Genomic DNA, 18,772 nt, shown 5'->3' with positions numbered 1-18,772 from the left:
AATAGACGCGCCGGACCCCGGCTGCGCACGGCAAGGGTGTGACCCCCGTACGGTTACGGAGTGACCGACGAAGCACCCCTGCGCCGTCGGGACTCGCCGGACACAGCAGGGGACGGACCGCACGCCGTGCCGCCCGACCCGAATTCTGGCGGTCCCGCAGCTACAAGTCCTGCTGCAACACCTCTGACAGCTCCGCGCGACGGCACCCCGCCTCCGCTGGAGACCGCGGCTGAACTGGCCGATGTGGTCTCCCGGATGGCCGCGGGCACCGGGCCGGTGGCCGTGGACGCCGAGCGCGCCTCCGGCTACCGCTACACCCAGCGCGCCTATCTCGTGCAATTGCGCCGAGCCGGCGCCGGAACCGTGCTGCTCGACCCGCTTCCGCTGGACGACCTGCGCACGCTCGACACCGCGCTGGCCGAGGCGGAGTGGGTGCTGCACGCCGCCAGCCAGGACCTGCCGTGCCTGGCCGAGCTCGGGATGAAGCCGCGCCGGCTGTTCGACACCGAGCTGGCCGCGCGGCTGGCCGGTTTCGAGCGGGTCGGCCTGGCCGCTCTCACCGAGCAGCTGCTCGGGTTCTCTCTGGAGAAACACCACTCGGCGGCGGACTGGTCGACCCGGCCGCTGCCGGAGTCCTGGCTCACCTATGCCGCGCTCGACGTGGAGCTGCTCACCGATCTGCGTGATCTGCTCGCCGCCGAGCTGGAGCGGCAGGGCAAGTCGGCCTGGGCCGCCGAGGAGTTCGCCGCGCTGGTGGCGGGCGCCGACCGGCCGCCGAAGGTCCGGCCAGACCCCTGGCGCCGGACTTCGGGAATACACCGAGTCCGTGGCGCGCGCGCCCAGTCCCGGGTCCGCGCCCTCTGGTACGCCCGGGACGGCGTCGCGGCCCGCCGTGACTCGGCGCCCGGCCGGGTTCTGCCGGACTCGGCGATCGTGGCGGCGGCCGAGGCCGATCCGAAAGACGAGCGCACCCTGCTCGGCATCCCCGGGTTCGGCGGCCGTTCGGTACGCCGGCTGGCCCGGATCTGGCTGGACGCGCTGGACCAGGCGCGGGCCCTGCCGGACGACGCGCTGCCGGTGAACCAGCCGGTCGAGGGTCCGCCCCCGCCGCACCGCTGGGCCGAGCGTGACCCGATCGCCGCGGCCCGCCTGGCGCGCTGCCGGGCGATCGTGGTCGGCACCGCCGAGCAGCACACCCTGCCGCCGGAGAACCTGATCAGCCCGGACTTCATCCGCCGGCTGGCCTGGTCCCCGCCGGACGAGGTCACCGGGCAGACGGTGGGCGACACACTGCGCGGGTTCGGCGCCCGGAACTGGCAGGTCGGTCTGCTGGCCGACCAGCTGGCCGAAGCCTTGCCGGACCCGGCACCCGCCGTGGGGTGAGCGCGACCGCTCACGCAGGTCGCCGGGGCCGGCGAGTGGTTTGGACGCGTCAGCGGCCAGCTCGCCGGGCTCGGCCCTCGGCGGGAGCAGCGGTCTGTACCCAACGCCCAGGTGCGACAGCAAGCTCTTGACCTTGGCCTTTGTGTTTCTGGAGAGCGCGCCGGAAACAAGGCTGTGACGTTTTCGCGATGCGGTGGCAGCCACTAGTTACCGACGAGTAGCATTCCTTGCACAATTGGGTTCACGCCCGCAAGGAGGCTTGCTGTGCCCCGTGAAGTACGCGAGGTCGTCTTCGTCGACGGCGTCCGCACCCCGTTCGGCAAGGCGGGCGGCATGTACGCCGAGACCCGCGCCGATGACCTGGTGATCCGCTGCATCCGAGAGCTCGTCCGGCGTAACCCGCAGCTCCCGACGGACCGGGTGGACGAGGTCGCGATCGCCGCCACCACCCAGACCGGCGACCAGGGCCTGACGATCGGCCGCACGGCCGCGCTCCTGTCCGGCCTGCCCAAGACTGTTCCCGGCTACGCGGTCGACCGTATGTGCGCGGGCGCCATGACCGCGGTGACCAACGTCGCCGGCGGCATCGCGATGGGCGCGTACGACATCGCGATCGCCGGCGGTGTCGAGCACATGGGTCACCACCCGATGGGTGAGGGCGTCGACCCGAACCCGCGGATCCTGACCGAGAAGCTTGTCGACCCGTCCGCCCTCGTGATGGGCGCGACCGCGGAGAACCTGCACGACCGGCTCCCGCACATCACCAAGGAGCGCACCGACCGGTACGGGCTGAACTCCCAGCTCAAGACCGCGAAGGCATATGCCGACGGCAAGCTTCAGCCGGACCTGGTGCCGGTGGCGCTGCGCAGCTCGGAGCAGGGCTGGGGCCTGGCGACCGTCGACGAGGCGCCCCGGCAGACCTCGCTGGAGAAGCTCGCCACGCTGAAGACCCCGTTCCGCCCGCACGGCCGGGTCACCGCGGGCAACGCTGCCGGTCTCAACGACGGCGCGACCGCGGCCATCATCGCCGACGAGGCGACCGCCCGTGAGCTGGGCCTTCCGGTCGCCATGCGGCTGGTCTCGTTCGGTTACGTCGGCGTCGAGCCGGAGATCATGGGTTACGGCCCGATCCCGTCGACCGAGAAGGCCCTGAAGAAGGCCGGTCTCACGATCGACGACATCGGCCTGTTCGAGCTGAACGAGGCGTTCGCCATCCAGGTGCTCGCGTTCCTCGACCACTACGGCATCGCCGACGACGACCCGCGGGTCAACCCGTGGGGCGGCGCGATCGCGATCGGTCACCCCCTCGCCTCCTCCGCGGTGCGGCTGATGACCCAGCTGGCCCGCCACTTCGAGGAGCACCCCGAGGTCCGTTACGGCCTCACCGCCATGTGCATCGGCATCGGCATGGGCGGCACCGTGATCTGGGAGAACCCGAACTGGGAAGGCGCGGAGAAGTGATCGACAACCCGAACGAGGTAGTGACCAAGGCGCTCGTCCGGTCGGTCAAGGTACCCGGGCTGGACAAGCCGGTCGCGCTGATCACCCTGGACAACGGCTTCGACCACAAGAAGCCGAACAGCTTCGGCCCGGCCGGCCTCAAGTCGCTCGACGACGCGATCACCGCGGCCACCGCGGCGGACCCGGCGTTCATCGCGATCACCGGTAAGCCGTACATCTTCTGCGTGGGCGCCGACATCACCGGCATGCCGCTGATCAGCTCCAAGGAGCAGGCTCTTGAGCTGGGCGAACTCGGTCACCGGGTCTTCGCGCGGCTGAAGAACAGCACGATCCCGACGTTCGCGTTCGTGAACGGCGCGGCGCTCGGTGGCGGCCTCGAGGTCGCCCTGCACTGTCACTACCGCACGGTCTCCACCGGCGCGGCGGCACTCGGCCTGCCCGAGGTCGCGATCGGCCTGATCCCGGGCTGGGGTGGCAGCCAGCTGCTGCCGAACCTGGTCGGCATCGTCGGCGCGGCACAGGTCATCCTGTCGAACCCGCTGACCCAGAAGGTGCTGCGCCCGAAGCAGGCCAAGGAGATGGGCGTCGCGGACGCGCTCTTCGAGGCCGCCGAGTTCCTCGAGGACTCGCTGGCCTGGGCGGCCGGCGTGGTCAAGGGCGACGTCACCGTCGAGCGTCCCGAGATCGACCGGGACATGTGGGACGGCGTGCTCTGGTTCGCCAAGAACCAGCTCGACGAGAAGCTGCACGGCGCGGTCCCCTCGGCCAACAAGGCCCTGGAGCTGCTCGCGCTGGCCAAGGAGTCGTCGTTCTCCGACGGCACCGCAGCCGAGACCCAGGCCCTCGCCGACCTGATCATGGGTGACGAGTCCCGCGCCAGCCTGTACGCGTTCGACCTGGTCCAGCGCCGGGCGAAGCGTCCGGTCGGCGTGCCGGACAAGTCGCTGGCCCGCAAGGTCACCAAGGTCGGCATCGTCGGCGCCGGCCTGATGGCATCCCAGCTGGCGCTGCTCTTCCTGCGCCGCCTCCAGGTGCCGGTCGTGCTCACCGACCTCGACCAGACCCGGGTCGACAAGGGCGTGGCGTACGTCAACGAGCAGATCGACAAGCTCGTCGGCAAGCGCCGGATGGACGAGGGCACCGCGGCGAAGCTGCGCGGCCTGATCAGCGGCTCGGTCGACAAGTCCGTCTTCGCCGACGCCGACTTCGTGATCGAGGCCGTCTTCGAGAACCTCGACCTGAAGAAGCAGATCTGGGCCGAGTTCGAGAAGATCGTCTCCCCGACGGCGATCCTCGCGACCAACACCAGCTCGCTGTCGATCACCGACATGGCGGCCGACCTCGAACACCCCGAGCGGGTCGTCGGCTTCCACTTCTTCAACCCGGTCGCGGTCCTCCCGCTCCTTGAGATCATCAAGGGCGAGAAGACCGACGACGCGACGCTCTCCACCGCGTTCGCCGTCGGCCGCGAGCTGAAGAAGTCGTCGGTGCTGGTCAAGGACGCCCCGGCGTTCGTGGTCAACCGGGTGCTCACCCGGTTCACCAGCGAGGTCTTCAAGGCTGTCGACGCCGGCACCCCGCTCGACGTGGTGAACGAGGCGTTCGACCCGCTGGGCCTGCCGATGCGCCCGATCGCGCTGCTCCAGCTGGTCGGCCCGGCTGTCGCGTACCACGTGGGTGAGACGCTGCACTCGGCGTTCCCGGAGCGGTACGTGGACTCCCCCAACCTCAAGAAGATCGTCGACCTCGGCCAGCCGCTGCTGGTCGACGACGAGATCAACCCCGAGGTGGTCAAGGCCCTGGAGCTCGGCGACAGCCCGCTCACGGCTGACGAGGTACGCCAGAAGGCCCTCGACGCCCTGGCCGAGGAGATCCGCATCATGCTCGACGAGGGCGTGGTCGCGGAGGCGCAGGACATCGACCTGTGCATGATCCTCGGCGCGGGTTACCCGTTCCACCTGGGCGGCATCACGCCGTACCTGGACCGGAGCGGCACGTCGGAGAAGGTCACCGGCAAGCGGTTCCTGCCCGACGGCGTGGCGAACGTCCGGGGCTAACGTCCCGGTCGCGGCACTGTTGCGGTCGCCGCCACCACTGGTGTGGTGTCGGCGGCCGGCAGTACCACGGTGACCTCCAGCCCGCCGCCCTCCTGGGCGACCGCGGAGACCGTGCCCCCGTGCGCGTCGCAGACCGCCCGCACGATGGAGAGCCCCAGGCCCGAGCCGCGGGAGCCGGTACGCTCCCAGCCGCCCCGCCGGAACGGTTCGAACAGCCCCGGCACGTCGGCCGGCTCCACCTCGTAACCGGTGTTGCCGACGATCAGCCGGGTCTGCCCGTTCGCCGACTCGGTGCGCAGCCACAGCCGCCCGAGCAGGTGGTTGTACCGGATCGCGTTCTCGATCAGGTTGCCGGCCAGCCGGTCGAGCAGGCTCGGATCGCCGACCACCGGCGCCGGCTCCAGGTCCGTGGTGACCTCGAGTTTCATCCGGTCGGCCTCGACCCGCACCGCGGAGAGCGCGTTGTAGACGCTGGTCGCCAGGTCGGCCGGGACCTTACGGACCAGCCGCCGGCCGGACTGTGCCTCGGACCGGGCCAGCACCAGCAGCGCGTCGACCAGCCCGTTCGCCCGCTCGGAGGCGTTGCGGACCACCTTCGCCATCCGGCGGTACTCGGCCACGTCGGCCTCGTCGTCGCTGAGTGTCACGTCGATCTCGGTACGCATCACCGCGAGAGGCGTACGCAACTCGTGCGAAGCGTTCGCCACGAACCGTTTCTGCGACTCGAACGCGGCCGCCAGCCGATCCAGCATGGCGTCGAACGTGCGGGCCAGCTCGGCCACCTCGTCGTCCGCGCCGGAGTACCGGATCCGCTGGTCCAGCGTCTCCTCGCCGAGCCGCCGGGCGGTCTGGGTGACGCTGTGCAGCGGCCGCAGTGCCCGGCCGGCCACCGCGTAGGCCCCGGCGATGCCGATGATGCCGATCGCCACGAGGGCGCTGAAGCCGTTGATCAGCAGTTCCCGGGAGGCCTGCGCGACCATGTCGGCCTGCCAGGTGAGCGCGTCCCGGGTGCTGCCGTCGGCCAGGGTCAGGGTCGAGCCCTCGCGCAGTTCGTCGACCGGGTGCAGCGACTCGCTCACCAGCAGCCAGGCGAGCAGGACCAGCACCGCGCCGGCGCCGATCAGCAGGATGCCGTTCAGCAGGGTGAGCCGCAGCCGCAGCGTCGGCCGCATCGAGAAGCGCTGCGCCTGCCGTTTCACGCCCTGGTAGACGGTCACGAGGCCACGACCGGCTCCGGAACCCGGTAGCCGGCACCGACCACGGTCTCGATCAGCGGCGGATCGCCGATCTTCTTGCGCAGCGTGTTGATGGTCACCCGGACCGTCGTGGTGAACGGGTCGGTGTTGGCGTCCCAGACCCGCTCCAGCAGCTCCTCGGTGGACACCACGCCGCCACGGGCCTTGAGCAGCTCCTCCAGGACGCCGAACTCCTTGTTGGTGAGGTCGATCGGCGCGCCGCCGCGGGTCACCACCCGGCGGGTCTGGTCGAGCACCAGGTTGCCGACGATGAGCACCGGTGGCGCGGCCGGAGTGGCCCGCCGGCCGAGCGCCTGCACCCGGGCCACCAGCTCCTCGAAGGCGAACGGTTTCGCGAGGTAGTCGTCGGCGCCCAGCTCGAGCCCCTCGACCCGGTCGGCGACCGTGCTGCTGGCGGTGAGCATCAGCACCCGGGTCAGCGCACCGGAGGCGACCAGCTCGGCGCAGATCTCGTCGCCGTGCATCCCGGGCAGGTCCCGGTCCAGCACCACGACGTCGTACCTGGTCACGTACGCCATCTCATGCCCCTGGAGGCCGTCGTACGCGACGTCGACCGCCATCCCCTTACGGCGCAGCCCGCGGGCGATCGCATCCGCCAGGTTCCGCTCGTCTTCCACCACCAGCACGCGCATGTCTGAAGACTAATCAAGGCGCCAAACGCCGACCGAGGCATCGAGCCTGCGGCAGATCAAGGCGTTCGCGGCGAAGTGACAGTCACCGGCGACGCGCTCGGCCGCCCCGGACACCCGGACCCGCATCCGGCGCATGTCGAGCACGCCGAACCAGACCCGGTCGGTGACCGTGTCGGCCCGCTTCACGTACGCCGTATCCGGTTCCGGCCCGGGCCCTCCGCTCTGCCAGCGGCCGGCCGCGCCGAGCACGTCGCCGGTGACCGGATCGAGCACGAAGTGCTCCGGGTAACGGGTGCCGGGCAGGCCGGTGACCAGGTAGGAGCCGATCCGCTCGGCGTAGTTCCACCGGTCCGAGGACCAGCGTTCCCGCCCGGTCCGCGGGTCGATCACCATGATCCCGTTCTGCGGCAGGAACGTGCAGATCAGCTCGCCGCACGGGCTCGGGTTGCGGTACCAGCTCAGGTTCACGCCGCTGTGCCAGCGCTGCCGCAGGCCCTCCGCGGCGTCGTACCCGGTGGTGCCCGCGCCTCGCGCGCCGATCAGGGCGAGGTCGCCGGCCGGCCAGAGCGAGATGTTCTCCGGGCTGCGCTCCGGCACGTTCGCGGTCGCGATGAGCCGGCCGGTCGTGGTGTCCCAGGATTGCAGCCGGCGGTCCGCGGTGAGCTGGAAGAGCCACTTCGGGTACTCGCCGTCCCGGCTGGACGGCGCGACCTCGTCACCGAGGTTCTGGCGGACGCTCCAGCGCACCGCGCCGGTCTCCAGATCGAGCCCGCGCCACCAGGTCTCGGTCGCGCCCTCCTCGCGGACCAGCGCCAGCCGTCCGGCCGCTGAGAGGCCCACCAGGAGCACCGGGCGCTTCCAGAGGGGCGCGGCGACACCGGCCCGCAGCGCGATCGTGCCGAACCGCACGGTCCGCTCGTCCTGCACGCTGAGCAGCATCACGTCGCCGGCCGCCGCGACGCCGAGGACCTCGCCGGTGACCGCCACCTGATGCTGGGAGATCGGCAGCGCGTCCGGCAGCGAGAACCCGCGGATCACCCGCATGCCCGGCGGGAGCTGGCGCCCGATCACGTAGAGCCGGTCGCCGACCACCCGGATCACGTCGCCCTGCGCGGCCGGCACCACCGACACCGGCGTGGGCCGGCGCGGATGCGTGCCCCCGCCGAGCAGTCCGGCCAGGACCACCGAGAAGATCACGAACAGCATGCGGTACGGCACCGGCGGCTCCTCGGCCTCGACGGCCGGAACCAGGGAATCGCCGCGCGGCACCTCACCGAGGTTGATCAGGACATCGCTCACACCAGGCCCCCGAACTCGGGGATTTGCGACTCATTGTGCCGCGTGCGAGGTCAGATCCGGTACGCCCAGACGCCCAGACCCGTGCCATCCCGGCAGACGACATGGTGTTCGTCCGCCGAGCAGTCCGCGCCGGCGGTGTCCACCGTGCCGAGAAATGTCAGTTCGTGGTGTCCCGGCAACACTGCCGCGAAGCTGTCGTCGCGTCGTACCACCAGAACGCCGTCCGCTTCCCCCTCCAGCGCCTGGTCCCATCCACCCAGGTCAGCCAGTGTCTTTCCGGTGAGCGGGTCGGCGAGCCGGATCGGGGTGTCGGTGTCGGCCCGGGTCTCCAGCACCGAGCCGGCCCGGGACGCCAGGTCGGTTTCGGCGTAGACCGCCCAGGCTTCGTCACCGGTGGCCGGGTTCAGCACCAGAAGCTCGCTGCGCGGGCCGGAGCAGATCACGTCGCGGCAGCTCGGCACCTCGCCCTCGACGTCCGGCCGGTCGCGCTGCCAGAGCCGGCGCAGCGTCCGGGCGTCGTACGCCACCAGCCGGGCCGGATCCTGGTAACCGACCATCGCCACGTCGCCGATCACCGAGCCGGAGAACGGGCCGGAACCGTTCAGCTCGGGCAGCTCGGTCTCGGCGAGCGTCCTGCCGGTGGCGCCGTCGAGCCGGATCAGCCGGTCGGAGGCGGTGATCAGAACGGCGGCCGGGTCGGGACCTCCCCGTGCCGGATCGACGGTCACCGAGCCGCCGGGCGCGGTCGTCCAGACCGTCTTGCCGGTGGTCAGGTCGATGCCGCGGACCTCGGTCCGGATCGGCGCCTCGGTATGCGGCACGCCGGTGGCCGAGAAGTAGAGCGGCCCCGGGTCGCCGGAGGCCTGGTCGTACTCGGTGCCGGGCCGGAAGATCCGCTCCACCACGACGCCGACATGCCCGGAGCTCAGCAGGGTGACCACGAACGGCGCACTCCAGCGCACCGCCCCGATCCCCGCGTCCAGAGCGGTCGTGGTGACGCCCTCGGAGACCAGCACGACGTCGCCGCTGCGCCGGACCGTGACCGATCCGAACAGTCCCTGGGTCGCGTCGTAACCGGCGCCGAGCGGCACCTCGCTCGTCCAGAGCTGCCGCGGCGGGTCCAGCTGGTAAGCGGTCAGCTCGCGCCGCACCCCGCTCGACGCGAGCGTGTAGAGGTGGTCGCCGGTCAACTGGACGGGCACCTCGGCGGTGTTCACCTGACCGATCTCGCCCAGGTACCGCCAGAAGACGGACGCGGTCGGTGCGGCGCCACCCAGCGTGATCATCAGGACCGCGGCGAGCAGCAGGCCCGCATGCCGGTAACGCCACGGCGGCGGGCGCCGGCTATCCGCCTGGTCACTCTCCGCGGCGCGGTCCAGGTCGATCAGCGTCACGCCGCAAACCCTTCAGCTGTACGCGGTCAGCCTGCTTCCGCCGCCACCCGGTATGCCCAGACCACCAGCTCACCGTAGGACGACCGGCAGACCAGCCGTTCCGGGGCGGACTGACAGCTGCCAGTGCCGGTCGGCAGCTCCGCCAGCAGGCGCGGCCGCCGAGCGTCCGGGGCCGCGATCGCGACCATGCTACGCGTGCCGTCCGACGTCGCCCGCGTCACCAGCAACTCACCGTTACCGGAGCTGCGAGGAACCAGGTCCCAGCCGGCCAGCTCGACCAGGGTCCGGCCGGTCTCCGGGTCGGCCAGGGCGACCGGCTCGCTGCCGGCGTACCCGATCAGCGCGGTGCCGTCCTGCTCCACGTCCCGCCAGTCGCCGCGCTGCCAGCGCTGGTCACCGGTGGCCGGGTCGATCGCGCGTACGCCGTACTGGCCGGTCAGGCAGGCGAGCAGCCCGCACGGGATCACCCGGGTGGTGCCGCGGACCGGCGCGGTCCAGATCGGCCGCAGGTCCGCCAGGTCATATGCCGACACCGAGGTCCCGGACGGCCCGGGGTGCTTCAGCAGCAGCATCCCGCCGGCGATCACCGGATTGTCCGGGTCGTAATCGGCGGCCGGCAGGGCGCGCGACGCCACGTGCCGGCCGGTCTCCACGTCGTACATGTCGGCGATCCGGTCGTCGCGGACCAGCAGCATCCGGGGCTGGGTGTCGGCCGGGCCGGGTACGCCGAGCAGGACCGCGGTGGATCGCAGGTCGATCTCCCAGCGGACGTTGCCGACCACCGGGTCGACCACCTGAACGGTGTTCTCCACCCGGCGGCCGGGCCCGGAGCTGGTCCGCACGTCGTCGACCGCGAACAGCAGCGAGCTGCCGGCGAAGCTGAGCACGTTGTGCTGGTTGCGCCACTGATGGCCGCCGGTGGCCAGCGAGATCGCCGTGGTGCCGGCCACGAACCGGCCCCACGGCCGCAGCAGCAACAGCCCGCTCGCGGTACGCAGCCGGGAGACCGGGATGTCCTGCCGGACGCTCCACCGCAGCTCACCGCTCTGCAGGTGGTACGAGTTCAGCGTGCCGCCGCTCTGCGCGACGAGCCGGCCGCCCTCGACGATCGTGTACGGATCGCCGGGCCCGATCGGCACCCGCAGCAGCGCGGTCAGCGTGGACGACTGCCGCAGCGGCGCGGACGCCCCGGCGAGCAGCAGCACGAGCACGGCCAGGATCGCCGGAGCGAACCAGGGCGGCGTGGTCGGCCGCCCCGGTCTCTCGTACGTCTCCGGTTCTCCCCGTTCCAGCCCCAGGTCGATGACGACTGGCCCGCTGACGGTGTCACCCATGAACCCAAGATAACGGTTTTATAACATCAACGCCCACTCGGACACGTGCCGCCGGCTCACTGCGCGTTCTGCGGTTCCCCCACCGGCTGTGCGGCGTCCAGTCGCGAGATCGCCTCGGTCACGTCCCGGGCCACGTCCTGCGCGGTCAGGCCCAGCGCGGTGAGGATCTCCGCCCGGGTGCCGTGCGGGTGGAAACCGACCGGGACGCCGAAGTCGCGCAGCGGCACGGAGACCTCGGCGTCGCGCAGCGCGCTCGCCACCGCGTCACCCACCCCACCGGTACGCACACCGTCCTCCAGCGTCACCACGAGGCGGTGAGCGGCGGCCAGGCCGGTCAGCTCGATCGGCACCGGGCGGACCCAGCGCGGGTCGACGACCGTCACGCCGTAACCCTGCTCGGCGAGCCGCTCGGCGACGTCCAGGCCCAGGCCGGCGAACGAGCCCACGGCGACCAGCAGAATGTCTTTTCTTTCGTCCTCACGCAGCACGTCGATCTGGCCGACCCGGCGCAGCGCCGGGGTGGCCGGGGCGACCGAACCGGTCGGGAAGCGGACGATCGTCGGGCCGTCGTCGACAGCGATCGCCTCGCGCAGTTCCTCGCGCAGCGTCGCCGCGTCGCGCGGCGCGGCGATCCGCAGGCCCGGCACCACGCCGAAGACGCTCATGTCCCACATGCCGTAGTGGCTCGGGCCGTCCGGCCCGGTGATCCCGGCCCGGTCCAGCACGAACGTCACCGGCAGCCGGTGCATCGCCACGTCGAGCAGGACCTGGTCGAAAGCCCTGTTCAGGAACGTGGCGTAGACGGCCACCACCGGGTGCAGGCCGCCCATCGCCAGGCCCGCCGCGCTCGTCGCCGCGTGCTGCTCGGCGATGCCCACGTCGTAGGTCCGCTCGGGGTATTTCTTCATCAGCGCGGCGATGCCGGTCGGCTCGGCCATCGCGGCGGTGATCCCGACCACGTCCGGCCGCTCGTCGGCGATCTTCACGAGCTCCTCGGAGAAGACCTTCGTCCACTTCAGCGACGGTTTCGCGGTGAGCGCGCCGGTCTGCGGGTCGAACGCGCCCGGACCGTGCAGGCAGTCCGCCTCGTCCTGCTCGGCGGGGAGGTACCCATAACCCTTCTTGGTCACCGCGTGCACGATGACCGGGGCGTTGAAACCCTTGGCCCGGCGCAGCGCGGACTCCATGGCCTGCTGGTCGTGGCCGTCGACCGGACCGATGTATTTCAGGCCGAGGTCCTCGAACATCGGCTGCGGGCTGACCGCGTCCTTGATGCCTTTCTTGACCGCGTGCAGGACCTCGAAGACCGGCTTGCCCACCAGCGGTGTCTGCCCCAGCGCGTCCTTGACCAGGTCGAGCACCTTCTCGTAACCCGGGTTGAGGCGCAGCGTGGAGAGGTGGTCGGCCAGGCCGCCGATGGTCGGCGAGTAGGAGCGGCCGTTGTCGTTCACCACGATGACCAGGCGGTTCTTCGTGGCCGCGATGTTGTTGAGAGCCTCCCAGCACATGCCGCCGGTCAGCGCGCCGTCGCCGACGACGGCCACCACGTGCCGCTCCTCGCCGCGCAGTGTGAACGCCTTGGCCAGGCCGTCCGCGTAGGACAGGGCGGTGGAGGCGTGCGAGTTCTCGATCAGGTCGTGGTCGCTCTCGGCCTGGCTCGGGTAGCCGGTCAGCCCACCGCGCTGGCGCAGGAGGTCAAAACCGTCCTGACGACCGGTCACGATCTTGTGTACGTACGACTGGTGGCCGGTGTCGAAGAGAATCTTGTCGCGCGGGGAGTCGAAGACACGGTGCATCGCGAGGGTCATCTCGACCACGCCCAGGTTCGGCCCGAGGTGGCCACCGGTGCGGGACACCTTGGCGACGAGGAAGTCACGGATCTCGGCCGCGAGCAGGGTCAACTGCTCCGCGGACAGTCGCTTCAGATCACCGGGGGCGGTGATGCTCGTCAGCAGGCCGGCCGGGGTCGAGGGGGAGTCGCTCATGGGGGTGGAGTCTATCTCTGCCTCGCATCGGCGCGCCTTACGCGAACGGCCAGAGCCGATCCCTCCACACAACCTTCACATCATCCGAGCGGTCACCCCGGTTGGCCGGTCGGACCCGGCGTCGGGCATCCTGGAGGTCACAGCGACTGGCGGCACGGGGATGGTCGAACCATCGGGGAGCTCGCAACGAGGAGTCGACCGCCTGGGCTCCCCGGCTATTCAGGGAGCCGCAATGTCCGCGAAGCTTCTTCCCGGCGCCCCGGTCGCCGAGTCCGTTCTGACCGACGTCCGTGAGCGCGTGGCCCGCCTCAAGGAGCGCGGTGTCCAGCCCAGCCTCGCCACGATCCTGGTCGGCGACGACGACGCCAGCGCCGGGTACATCCGGATCAAGCAGAAGCAGGCCGCCGAGCTCGGGTTCGCCTCGCCGCACCGGCACCTGGGCGGCGACGTCACCCAGGACGACCTGCTCAAGGTGATCGGCGAGTTCAACGACGACAAGGACGTGCACGGCGTCCTGATTCAATACCCGATCCCGGCCCACCTCGACTACGACGCGGCGCTGCAGACCCTCGACCCCGACAAGGACGTCGACGGCATGCACCCGCTCAACATGGGCCGGCTCGCGGTCGGGCTGCCCGGCCCGCTGCCGTGCACGCCCGCCGGCATCGAGGCCCTGCTCGCCTTCCACGATGTGGAGATCTCCGGCCGTGAGGTGGTCATCCTCGGCCGCGGCGCCACCCTGGGCCGCCCGCTCGCGATGCTGCTGGCCCAGAAACGCCCCACGGCCAACGCGGCCGTCACCGTCGTGCACACCGGCGTGAAGGACTGGCCGCGCTACACCCAGCGCGCCGAGATCCTGATCGCCGCCGCCGGCGTCCCCGGCATCATCCAGCCGGAACACGTCAAGCCGGGCGCGGTCGTGATCGGCGCCGGCGTCCGCTACGAGGGCCGCCGCCTGCTCCCCGACGTCGACGAATCCTGCGCCGACGTGGCCGGAGCCATCACCCCCCGAGTGGGCGGAGTGGGCCCGACCACGGTCGCCATGCTCTTCCGCAACGCGGTGACCGCGGCCGAGCGAGCCAACTGAGCTAGCTGGCTCCGCTTCGCTCCGCGGGCAAAACGCCGGTTGGAGTGGCTACGCCTTACCAGAAATGCCGGGGCGGTGGTCAGGCTGGGAGCAGCAGGGCGACCGTCTCGATGTGTTGGGTCATGGGGAAGCAGTCGAAGGCTCGGATCTCCGCTGGCTCGTAACCCACCTCTCGGAAGGTCTTCAGGTCTCGGGCCAGGGCTGCCGGGTCGCAGGCTACGTAGGCGATCGCCCGGGGGCTTGCGGCTGCCACCTGGCGGACCACCTTGGCGCCGGCTCCGGAGCGGGGTGGGTCCAGGACCACCAGGTCGACCGGGCCGGTGACCCGCCGCCGGGCGAGGGCCGCGTCGACCTTCGCCTCGACGATCTCGGTGTTCGGCAGGCCGGCCAGGTTCTTCCGGGCTGCCGCCACACCGGTCGGTGACGACTCGACCACCGTGGTCCGGGCGCCGGTGCGCTCGGCCAGGGCCGCCGCGAAGAGGCCGGCGCCGCCGTACAGGTCCCAGGCGACCTCGCCGGGCGCCGGGCGCAGCATCTTCAGGACCGCGCCGACCAGGGTGTCCGCGGCCGCCGGGTGGATCTGCCAGAAGCCTTCCGGCGGCACCCGCCAGGCGCGCCCACCGGCGATCTCGGTGACCTCGGCCGGGCCGGAGAGCCGGAGCAGCGCGCCGTCGGCCGGTGCGTCGCCGAGCTCGTCCGCGGGCGGCGCGGCCTGGCTGCCGGCCGGGCGGGCCAGCACCGCGACGTCACCGCCGGTGGAGGCGACCGCCTGCAGCGCGTCGGTGTCCGGCCAGGTACGGCTCAGCAGGTCCAGCTCCTGGACGGCCGGGTGCGCGATCACACAGCGGTCGATCGGGACGACCTGGTTCGACCGGTGCTGGAGCAGACCGGGGCGGTCGAGGGCGTCGATCGCGTACCGGACCCGGCTGCGCCACCCGAGCAGCCGGGGCTGCCGTGGCGTCGCCGCCTCCCCTCGGGGGTCGACGAGGTGGTCGGGTGCGGACGGCAGGGCTTCCACGCGTACGAAAATGCGGTCTTGATCTTGGGGGTTGATCCCGGCCAGACGGGTGAGCTGTTCCCGGACCACGTCGGTCTTCCAGCGCAGCTGGGCGTCGTCGGAGACGTGCTGCAGGTCGCAGCCGCCGCAACCGCCCGGGTGGGCGAACCGGCACGGCGCGGTGACCCGGTCCGGCGAGGCCTCGTGGATCTCGACGGCGTCGGCGCGCAGGTAACCGCGGTGCAGTTCGGTGATCTCGGCGGTGACCCGCTCGCCGGGCAGCGCGTGCCGGACGAAGACGACCCGGCCGTGCGGGCCGCCGATCCGGGCGACGCAGTGACCACCGTGCGCCGGAGCGCCGACGACCACCTCGACCCGGTCGCCTTCGACGTATTCCAAGGGCTCGGTCATGACTGCTCCCCCGGGTTCGTGTCGACGTGCTCGTCGCTGCGGTTGCGCGGGCCGCGGGCCGGCGCGCGGGTCAGGTCGCGGTCCAGGCGTTCGAGGTCGCGGTCCTGGCTGGACTGCAGCTGCCAGGGCACGCTGGTGACCATCACGCCGGGCTCGAAGAGCAGCCGGCCCTTGATCCGCAGGGCGCTCTGGTTGTGCAGCAGGTTCTCCCACCAGCGGCCGACGACGTATTCCGGCACGAAGACGCTGACCACGTCGCGGGGCGAGGCGCGGCGGACACCCTTCACGAACTCGACGATCGGCCGGGTGATCTCCCGGTACGGCGAGTCGACAACGGTCAGTGGCACCGGGATCTGCCGGCGCTCCCACTCCTCCTGGATGACCCGGGTGTCCTGGTCGTCGACGTTGACCGTGACCGCGGTGATCGAGTCGGGCCGGGTGGCCTGCGCGTACGCGACCGCGCGCAGCGTCGGCATGTGCACCTTGCTGACCAGCACGACGGCATGGTTGCGGGACGGCAGGACCGGGCGTTCCTCGGTCGGCTTGAGCTCCTCGGCGACCCGGGTGTAATGCCGGTGGATGGCGAGCATCAGCGCGTAGATGACCACCATGGCGGCGATCGCGATCCAGGCGCCGAGCAGGAACTTGGTGATCAGCACCACGATCAGAACCGCCCCGGTGAGCACCATGCCGAACGTGTTGATCGCCCGGGAACGGATCATGCGACGCCGGCGTTCCGGGTCGCGCTGGGTACGCAGCAGCCGGTTCCAGTGCCGGATCATGCCGGCCTGGGACAGCGTGAACGAGACGAAGACGCCCACGATGTAGAGCTGGATCAGCTTCGTGACCTCGGCGTGGAACGCCACGATCAGCACCACCGCGGCGACCGCGAGGAACGCGATGCCGTTGCTGAACGCCAGCCGGTCGCCGCGGGTGTGCAGCTGGCGGGGCAGGTACCGGTCCTGAGCGAGGATCGAGCCGAGCACCGGGAACCCGTTGAACGCGGTGTTCGCGGCCAGGAACAGGATCAGCGCGGTGACGCCGCCGACCAGGTAGAGAAGGATCGAGCCCTGACCGAACACGGTCTCGGCCAGCTGGGTGGTGACCGTCTTCTGCACGTAATCGGCCGGCCCGGAGACGATCTGGATGCCCGGGTCCTCGACGTACTTCAGATGGGTCGCCTGGGCCAGCAGGATGATGCCGACCAGCATGGTGATCGCCAGGCTGCCGAGCAGCAGCAGCGTGGTCGCCGCGTTCTTGCTCTTCGGCTGCTTGAACGCCGGCACCCCGTTGGAGATCGCCTCGACGCCGGTCAGCGCCGCGCAGCCCGAGGAGAACGTCCGCAACAGCAGGAACGCGAAGGCGAAGCTGGTGAGATGGCTGTCCTCCGCCGCGATCACCAGGTCGGCGCTGGGCGCGCGCAGGTCGTCGCCGAGGACGAAGACCCGGAACAACCCGGTCAGGATCATGCCGACGATCACGATGATGAACAGGTACGTCGGCACCGCGAACGCGGTGCCGGACTCCCGCAGGCCACGCAGGTTCAACGCGCTCAGCACGATCACCGCGACGATCGCAATGCCCACCTTGTGATCAGCGACCCAGGGTACGACCGAACCCAGGTTGGTGACGCCGGAGGAGACCGAGACGGCGACCGTGAGGATGTAGTCGACCAGCAGCGCGCTGGCCACGCCGACGCCGGCTTTGGGACCGAGGTTGACCGTGGCGACCTCGTAGTCGCCACCGCCGGACGGATAGGCGTGCACGTTCTGCCGGTAACTGGCGACCACCGTCACCATCACCACCGCGACCGCGAGCGTCACCCAGGGCGAGTAGAGGTATGCGGCGGCGCCCGCGATCGAGAGAGTCAACAGAATCTCGTCGGGGGCGTACGCCACGCTGGAGAGCGCGTCGCTGGCGAACACCGGCAGAGCGATCCGCTTGGGCAGCAGGGTGTGCTGGAGCTTGTCGGATCGGAACGGCCGGCCGAGGAGCAGCCGCTTGGCTAGGGAGGTGGTACTTGCCACGAGTGCCAAGGGTACGGCTGGACGCTGATCGCCGTACCCCGCCCCGGACACCGCAGTCCTGAGACGCATGGCAGGCTCACACTGGTCGGTAGTCAGTCGGGAGGGCACGAACCGTGCACGTGGTGATCATGGGTTGCGGCCGGCTCGGTTCCACGCTGGCCCAGAAACTGGACGCGGACGGTCACCAGGTAGCGGTGATCGACCAGAACGCGGACGCCTTCCGGCGGCTCGGCGACAACTTCGGCGGCGTCACCGTCAACGGCATCGGCTTCGACCGGGACGTGCTGCGCGCCGCCGGCATCGAACGCGCGGACGCCTTCGCGGCCGTCTCCAGCGGTGACAACTCCAACATCATCTCGGCGCGGCTGGCGCGGGAGACGTTCGGCGTCTCCCGGGTGGTCGCCCGCATCTACGACTCCCGCCGGGCGCAGGTCTACGAGCGGCTCGGCATCGCCACCATCGCGACGATCCGGTGGGCCTCCGACCGGATGTTCCGATTCCTCGTCCCGTCGAACCGCGACGAGGTGTTCCGCGACCCGACCAGCGTGGTCAGCATCGTGGAGACCCCGCTGCACCGGGACTGGGTCGGCAAGCAGGTACGCACCCTGGAGGAGCGGACCGGCGCCCGGGTCGCGTACCTGATGCGCTTCGGCATGGGCGCCCTGGCACAGCCCTCCACCGTGCTCCAGGACGGCGACCAGGTCTTCATGCTGGTCACCGACGACACCGCGGGACCCGTGCTGGACATCGCCCAGGGCGCCGACAAGGAAGGTTACTGATCATGCGGATCGCCATCGCCGGGGCCGGCAACGTCGGCCGGTCGATCGCGCAGGAGCTGATCGGCAACGGGCACGAGGTGATGCTGATCGAGCGTCAGCCCCGGCAGCTCTGCCCCGAGCGGGTGCCGCAGGCCCGCTGGATCCTCGCCGACGCCTGCGAGATGAGCAGCCTCGAGGCGGCCGACCTGGCCTCCTGCGACGTCGTGGTGGCCGCGACCGGCGACGACAAGGCCAACCTGGTGGTGTCGCTGCTCGCCAAGACCGAGTTCGCAGTCGGCCGGGTGGTGGCCCGGGTCAACCGGGCCGAGAACGAGTGGCTCTTCACCGAGCAGTGGGGCGTGGACGTCTCGGTCAGCAAGCCGCGTCTGATGGCCGCCCTGGTCGAGGAAGCGGTGACGGTCGGCGACCTGGTCCGCCTCATGACGTTCCGGCAGGGCGAGGCGAACCTCGTGGAGATCACGCTGCCGCGCGACGCGCCGTACGAGGGTCAGCCGATCCGCGACGTGCCGCTGCCCCGCGACTCCGCCCTCGTCGCCATCCTGCGCGGCAAGCGGGTACTGGTGCCGACGCCGGACGACCCGCTGGAAGCCGGCGACGAGCTGATCTTCGTGTGCACCAGTGAGGTCGAGGAGCAGATCCGGGCCGTGGTGCTCGGCAGCAGCGTCTGAGA

14 protein-coding genes and 1 riboswitch are annotated in these 18,772 nt (G+C 71.0%); of the genes, 6 read left to right on the top strand and 8 right to left on the bottom strand.

The features are described 5' to 3' along the window. Nucleotides 1-60 precede the first annotated feature (60 nt). The 3 genes from B0I29_RS25120 (at nt 61) to B0I29_RS25110 (ending at nt 4,901) form a co-directional block, all read left to right on the top strand. Nucleotides 61-1,383, top strand: coding sequence for an HRDC domain-containing protein (locus B0I29_RS25120; RefSeq protein WP_111651516.1), 1,323 nt, complete (start codon nt 61-63; stop codon nt 1,381-1,383). Nucleotides 1,384-1,647: 264 nt separating this feature from the next. Next, nucleotides 1,648-2,844, top strand: a complete 1,197-nt coding sequence (locus tag B0I29_RS25115) for a thiolase family protein (protein WP_111651515.1) — start codon at nt 1,648-1,650, stop codon at nt 2,842-2,844. Further along, nucleotides 2,841-4,901: a 3-hydroxyacyl-CoA dehydrogenase NAD-binding domain-containing protein gene (locus B0I29_RS25110; protein ID WP_111651514.1), complete on the top strand. Its 2,061-nt coding sequence runs from the start codon at nt 2,841-2,843 to the stop codon at nt 4,899-4,901. The genes B0I29_RS25115 and B0I29_RS25110 overlap by 4 nt, the downstream gene beginning before the upstream one ends. Here B0I29_RS25110 and B0I29_RS25105 read toward each other — a convergent pair. From B0I29_RS25105 to dxs, 6 genes are read right to left on the bottom strand one after another with little or no spacing between them, the layout of a single operon-like run. Next, nucleotides 4,898-6,073, bottom strand: coding sequence for a sensor histidine kinase (locus B0I29_RS25105; RefSeq protein WP_111651613.1), 1,176 nt, complete (start codon nt 6,071-6,073; stop codon nt 4,898-4,900). The two genes, B0I29_RS25110 and B0I29_RS25105, sit on opposite strands and share 4 nt — an antisense overlap. Before the next feature lie 41 nt (nt 6,074-6,114). Beyond that, complete coding sequence (locus B0I29_RS25100; protein ID WP_111651513.1) at nt 6,115-6,789, bottom strand: response regulator transcription factor; 675 nt, start codon at nt 6,787-6,789, stop codon at nt 6,115-6,117. 9 nt (nt 6,790-6,798) lie between these two features. After that, complete coding sequence (locus tag B0I29_RS25095; protein ID WP_111651512.1) at nt 6,799-8,088, bottom strand: PQQ-binding-like beta-propeller repeat protein; 1,290 nt, start codon at nt 8,086-8,088, stop codon at nt 6,799-6,801. A 50-nt stretch (nt 8,089-8,138) separates the two neighbouring features. Beyond that, on the bottom strand, nt 8,139-9,482 hold the full coding sequence (locus B0I29_RS25090; protein ID WP_111651511.1) for an outer membrane protein assembly factor BamB family protein: 1,344 nt from the start codon (nt 9,480-9,482) through the stop codon (nt 8,139-8,141). Between the two features lie 26 nt (nt 9,483-9,508). Continuing rightward, nucleotides 9,509-10,816: an outer membrane protein assembly factor BamB family protein gene (locus tag B0I29_RS25085; protein ID WP_111651510.1), complete on the bottom strand. Its 1,308-nt coding sequence runs from the start codon at nt 10,814-10,816 to the stop codon at nt 9,509-9,511. Nucleotides 10,817-10,872: 56 nt separating this feature from the next. Continuing rightward, the gene (dxs, locus tag B0I29_RS25080) at nt 10,873-12,801 is read right to left on the bottom strand and encodes a 1-deoxy-D-xylulose-5-phosphate synthase (protein ID WP_111651509.1); all 1,929 of its coding nucleotides are present in this window, start codon (nt 12,799-12,801) and stop codon (nt 10,873-10,875) included. 132 nt (nt 12,802-12,933) lie between these two features. Then, nucleotides 12,934-13,016: riboswitch (ZMP/ZTP riboswitch) on the top strand. Nucleotides 13,017-13,033: 17 nt separating this feature from the next. Here dxs and B0I29_RS25075 point away from each other — a divergent pair. Then, entirely contained in the window at nt 13,034-13,888 is an 855-nt protein-coding gene (locus tag B0I29_RS25075) for a bifunctional 5,10-methylenetetrahydrofolate dehydrogenase/5,10-methenyltetrahydrofolate cyclohydrolase (RefSeq protein WP_111651508.1), read from the top strand. A 79-nt stretch (nt 13,889-13,967) separates the two neighbouring features. Here B0I29_RS25075 and B0I29_RS25070 read toward each other — a convergent pair whose 3' ends face one another. Beyond that, complete coding sequence (locus B0I29_RS25070; protein WP_111651507.1) at nt 13,968-15,296, bottom strand: class I SAM-dependent RNA methyltransferase; 1,329 nt, start codon at nt 15,294-15,296, stop codon at nt 13,968-13,970. After that, nucleotides 15,293-17,323, bottom strand: a complete 2,031-nt coding sequence (locus B0I29_RS25065; RefSeq protein ID WP_111651506.1) for an APC family permease — start codon at nt 17,321-17,323, stop codon at nt 15,293-15,295. Before B0I29_RS25065 ends, B0I29_RS25070 begins: the two co-directional genes overlap by 4 nt. A 113-nt stretch (nt 17,324-17,436) precedes the next feature. Between B0I29_RS25065 and B0I29_RS25060 the strand changes: the two genes are divergently transcribed. Continuing rightward, entirely contained in the window at nt 17,437-18,102 is a 666-nt protein-coding gene (locus B0I29_RS25060) for a potassium channel family protein (protein WP_111651505.1), read from the top strand. Continuing rightward, nucleotides 18,099-18,770, top strand: coding sequence for a potassium channel family protein (locus B0I29_RS25055; RefSeq protein WP_111651612.1), 672 nt, complete (start codon nt 18,099-18,101; stop codon nt 18,768-18,770). Before B0I29_RS25060 ends, B0I29_RS25055 begins: the two co-directional genes overlap by 4 nt. Nucleotides 18,771-18,772 lie beyond the last annotated feature (2 nt).

It is taken from the genome of Actinoplanes lutulentus (genome assembly GCF_003259845.1).
Classification (GTDB): Bacteria; Actinomycetota; Actinomycetes; order Mycobacteriales; family Micromonosporaceae; genus Actinoplanes; species Actinoplanes lutulentus.
Note: the sequence above shows the minus strand (reverse complement) of the source record. Positions and strands in the feature narration are given on the sequence as shown.

Bases quoted from the DNA above. Each gene is read 5' to 3' on its own strand.
- B0I29_RS25105 (WP_111651613.1), bottom strand. From the start codon at position 6,073: ATGCGGCCGACGCTGCGGCTGCGGCTCACCCTGCTGAACGGCATCCTG.
- B0I29_RS25085 (WP_111651510.1), bottom strand. From the start codon at position 10,816: ATGGGTGACACCGTCAGCGGGCCAGTCGTCATCGACCTGGGGCTGGAA.
- B0I29_RS25070 (WP_111651507.1), bottom strand. From the start codon at position 15,296: ATGACCGAGCCCTTGGAATACGTCGAAGGCGACCGGGTCGAGGTGGTC.
- B0I29_RS25100 (WP_111651513.1), bottom strand. From the start codon at position 6,789: ATGCGCGTGCTGGTGGTGGAAGACGAGCGGAACCTGGCGGATGCGATC.
- B0I29_RS25075 (WP_111651508.1), top strand. From the start codon at position 13,034: ATGTCCGCGAAGCTTCTTCCCGGCGCCCCGGTCGCCGAGTCCGTTCTG.
- dxs (WP_111651509.1), bottom strand. From the start codon at position 12,801: ATGAGCGACTCCCCCTCGACCCCGGCCGGCCTGCTGACGAGCATCACC.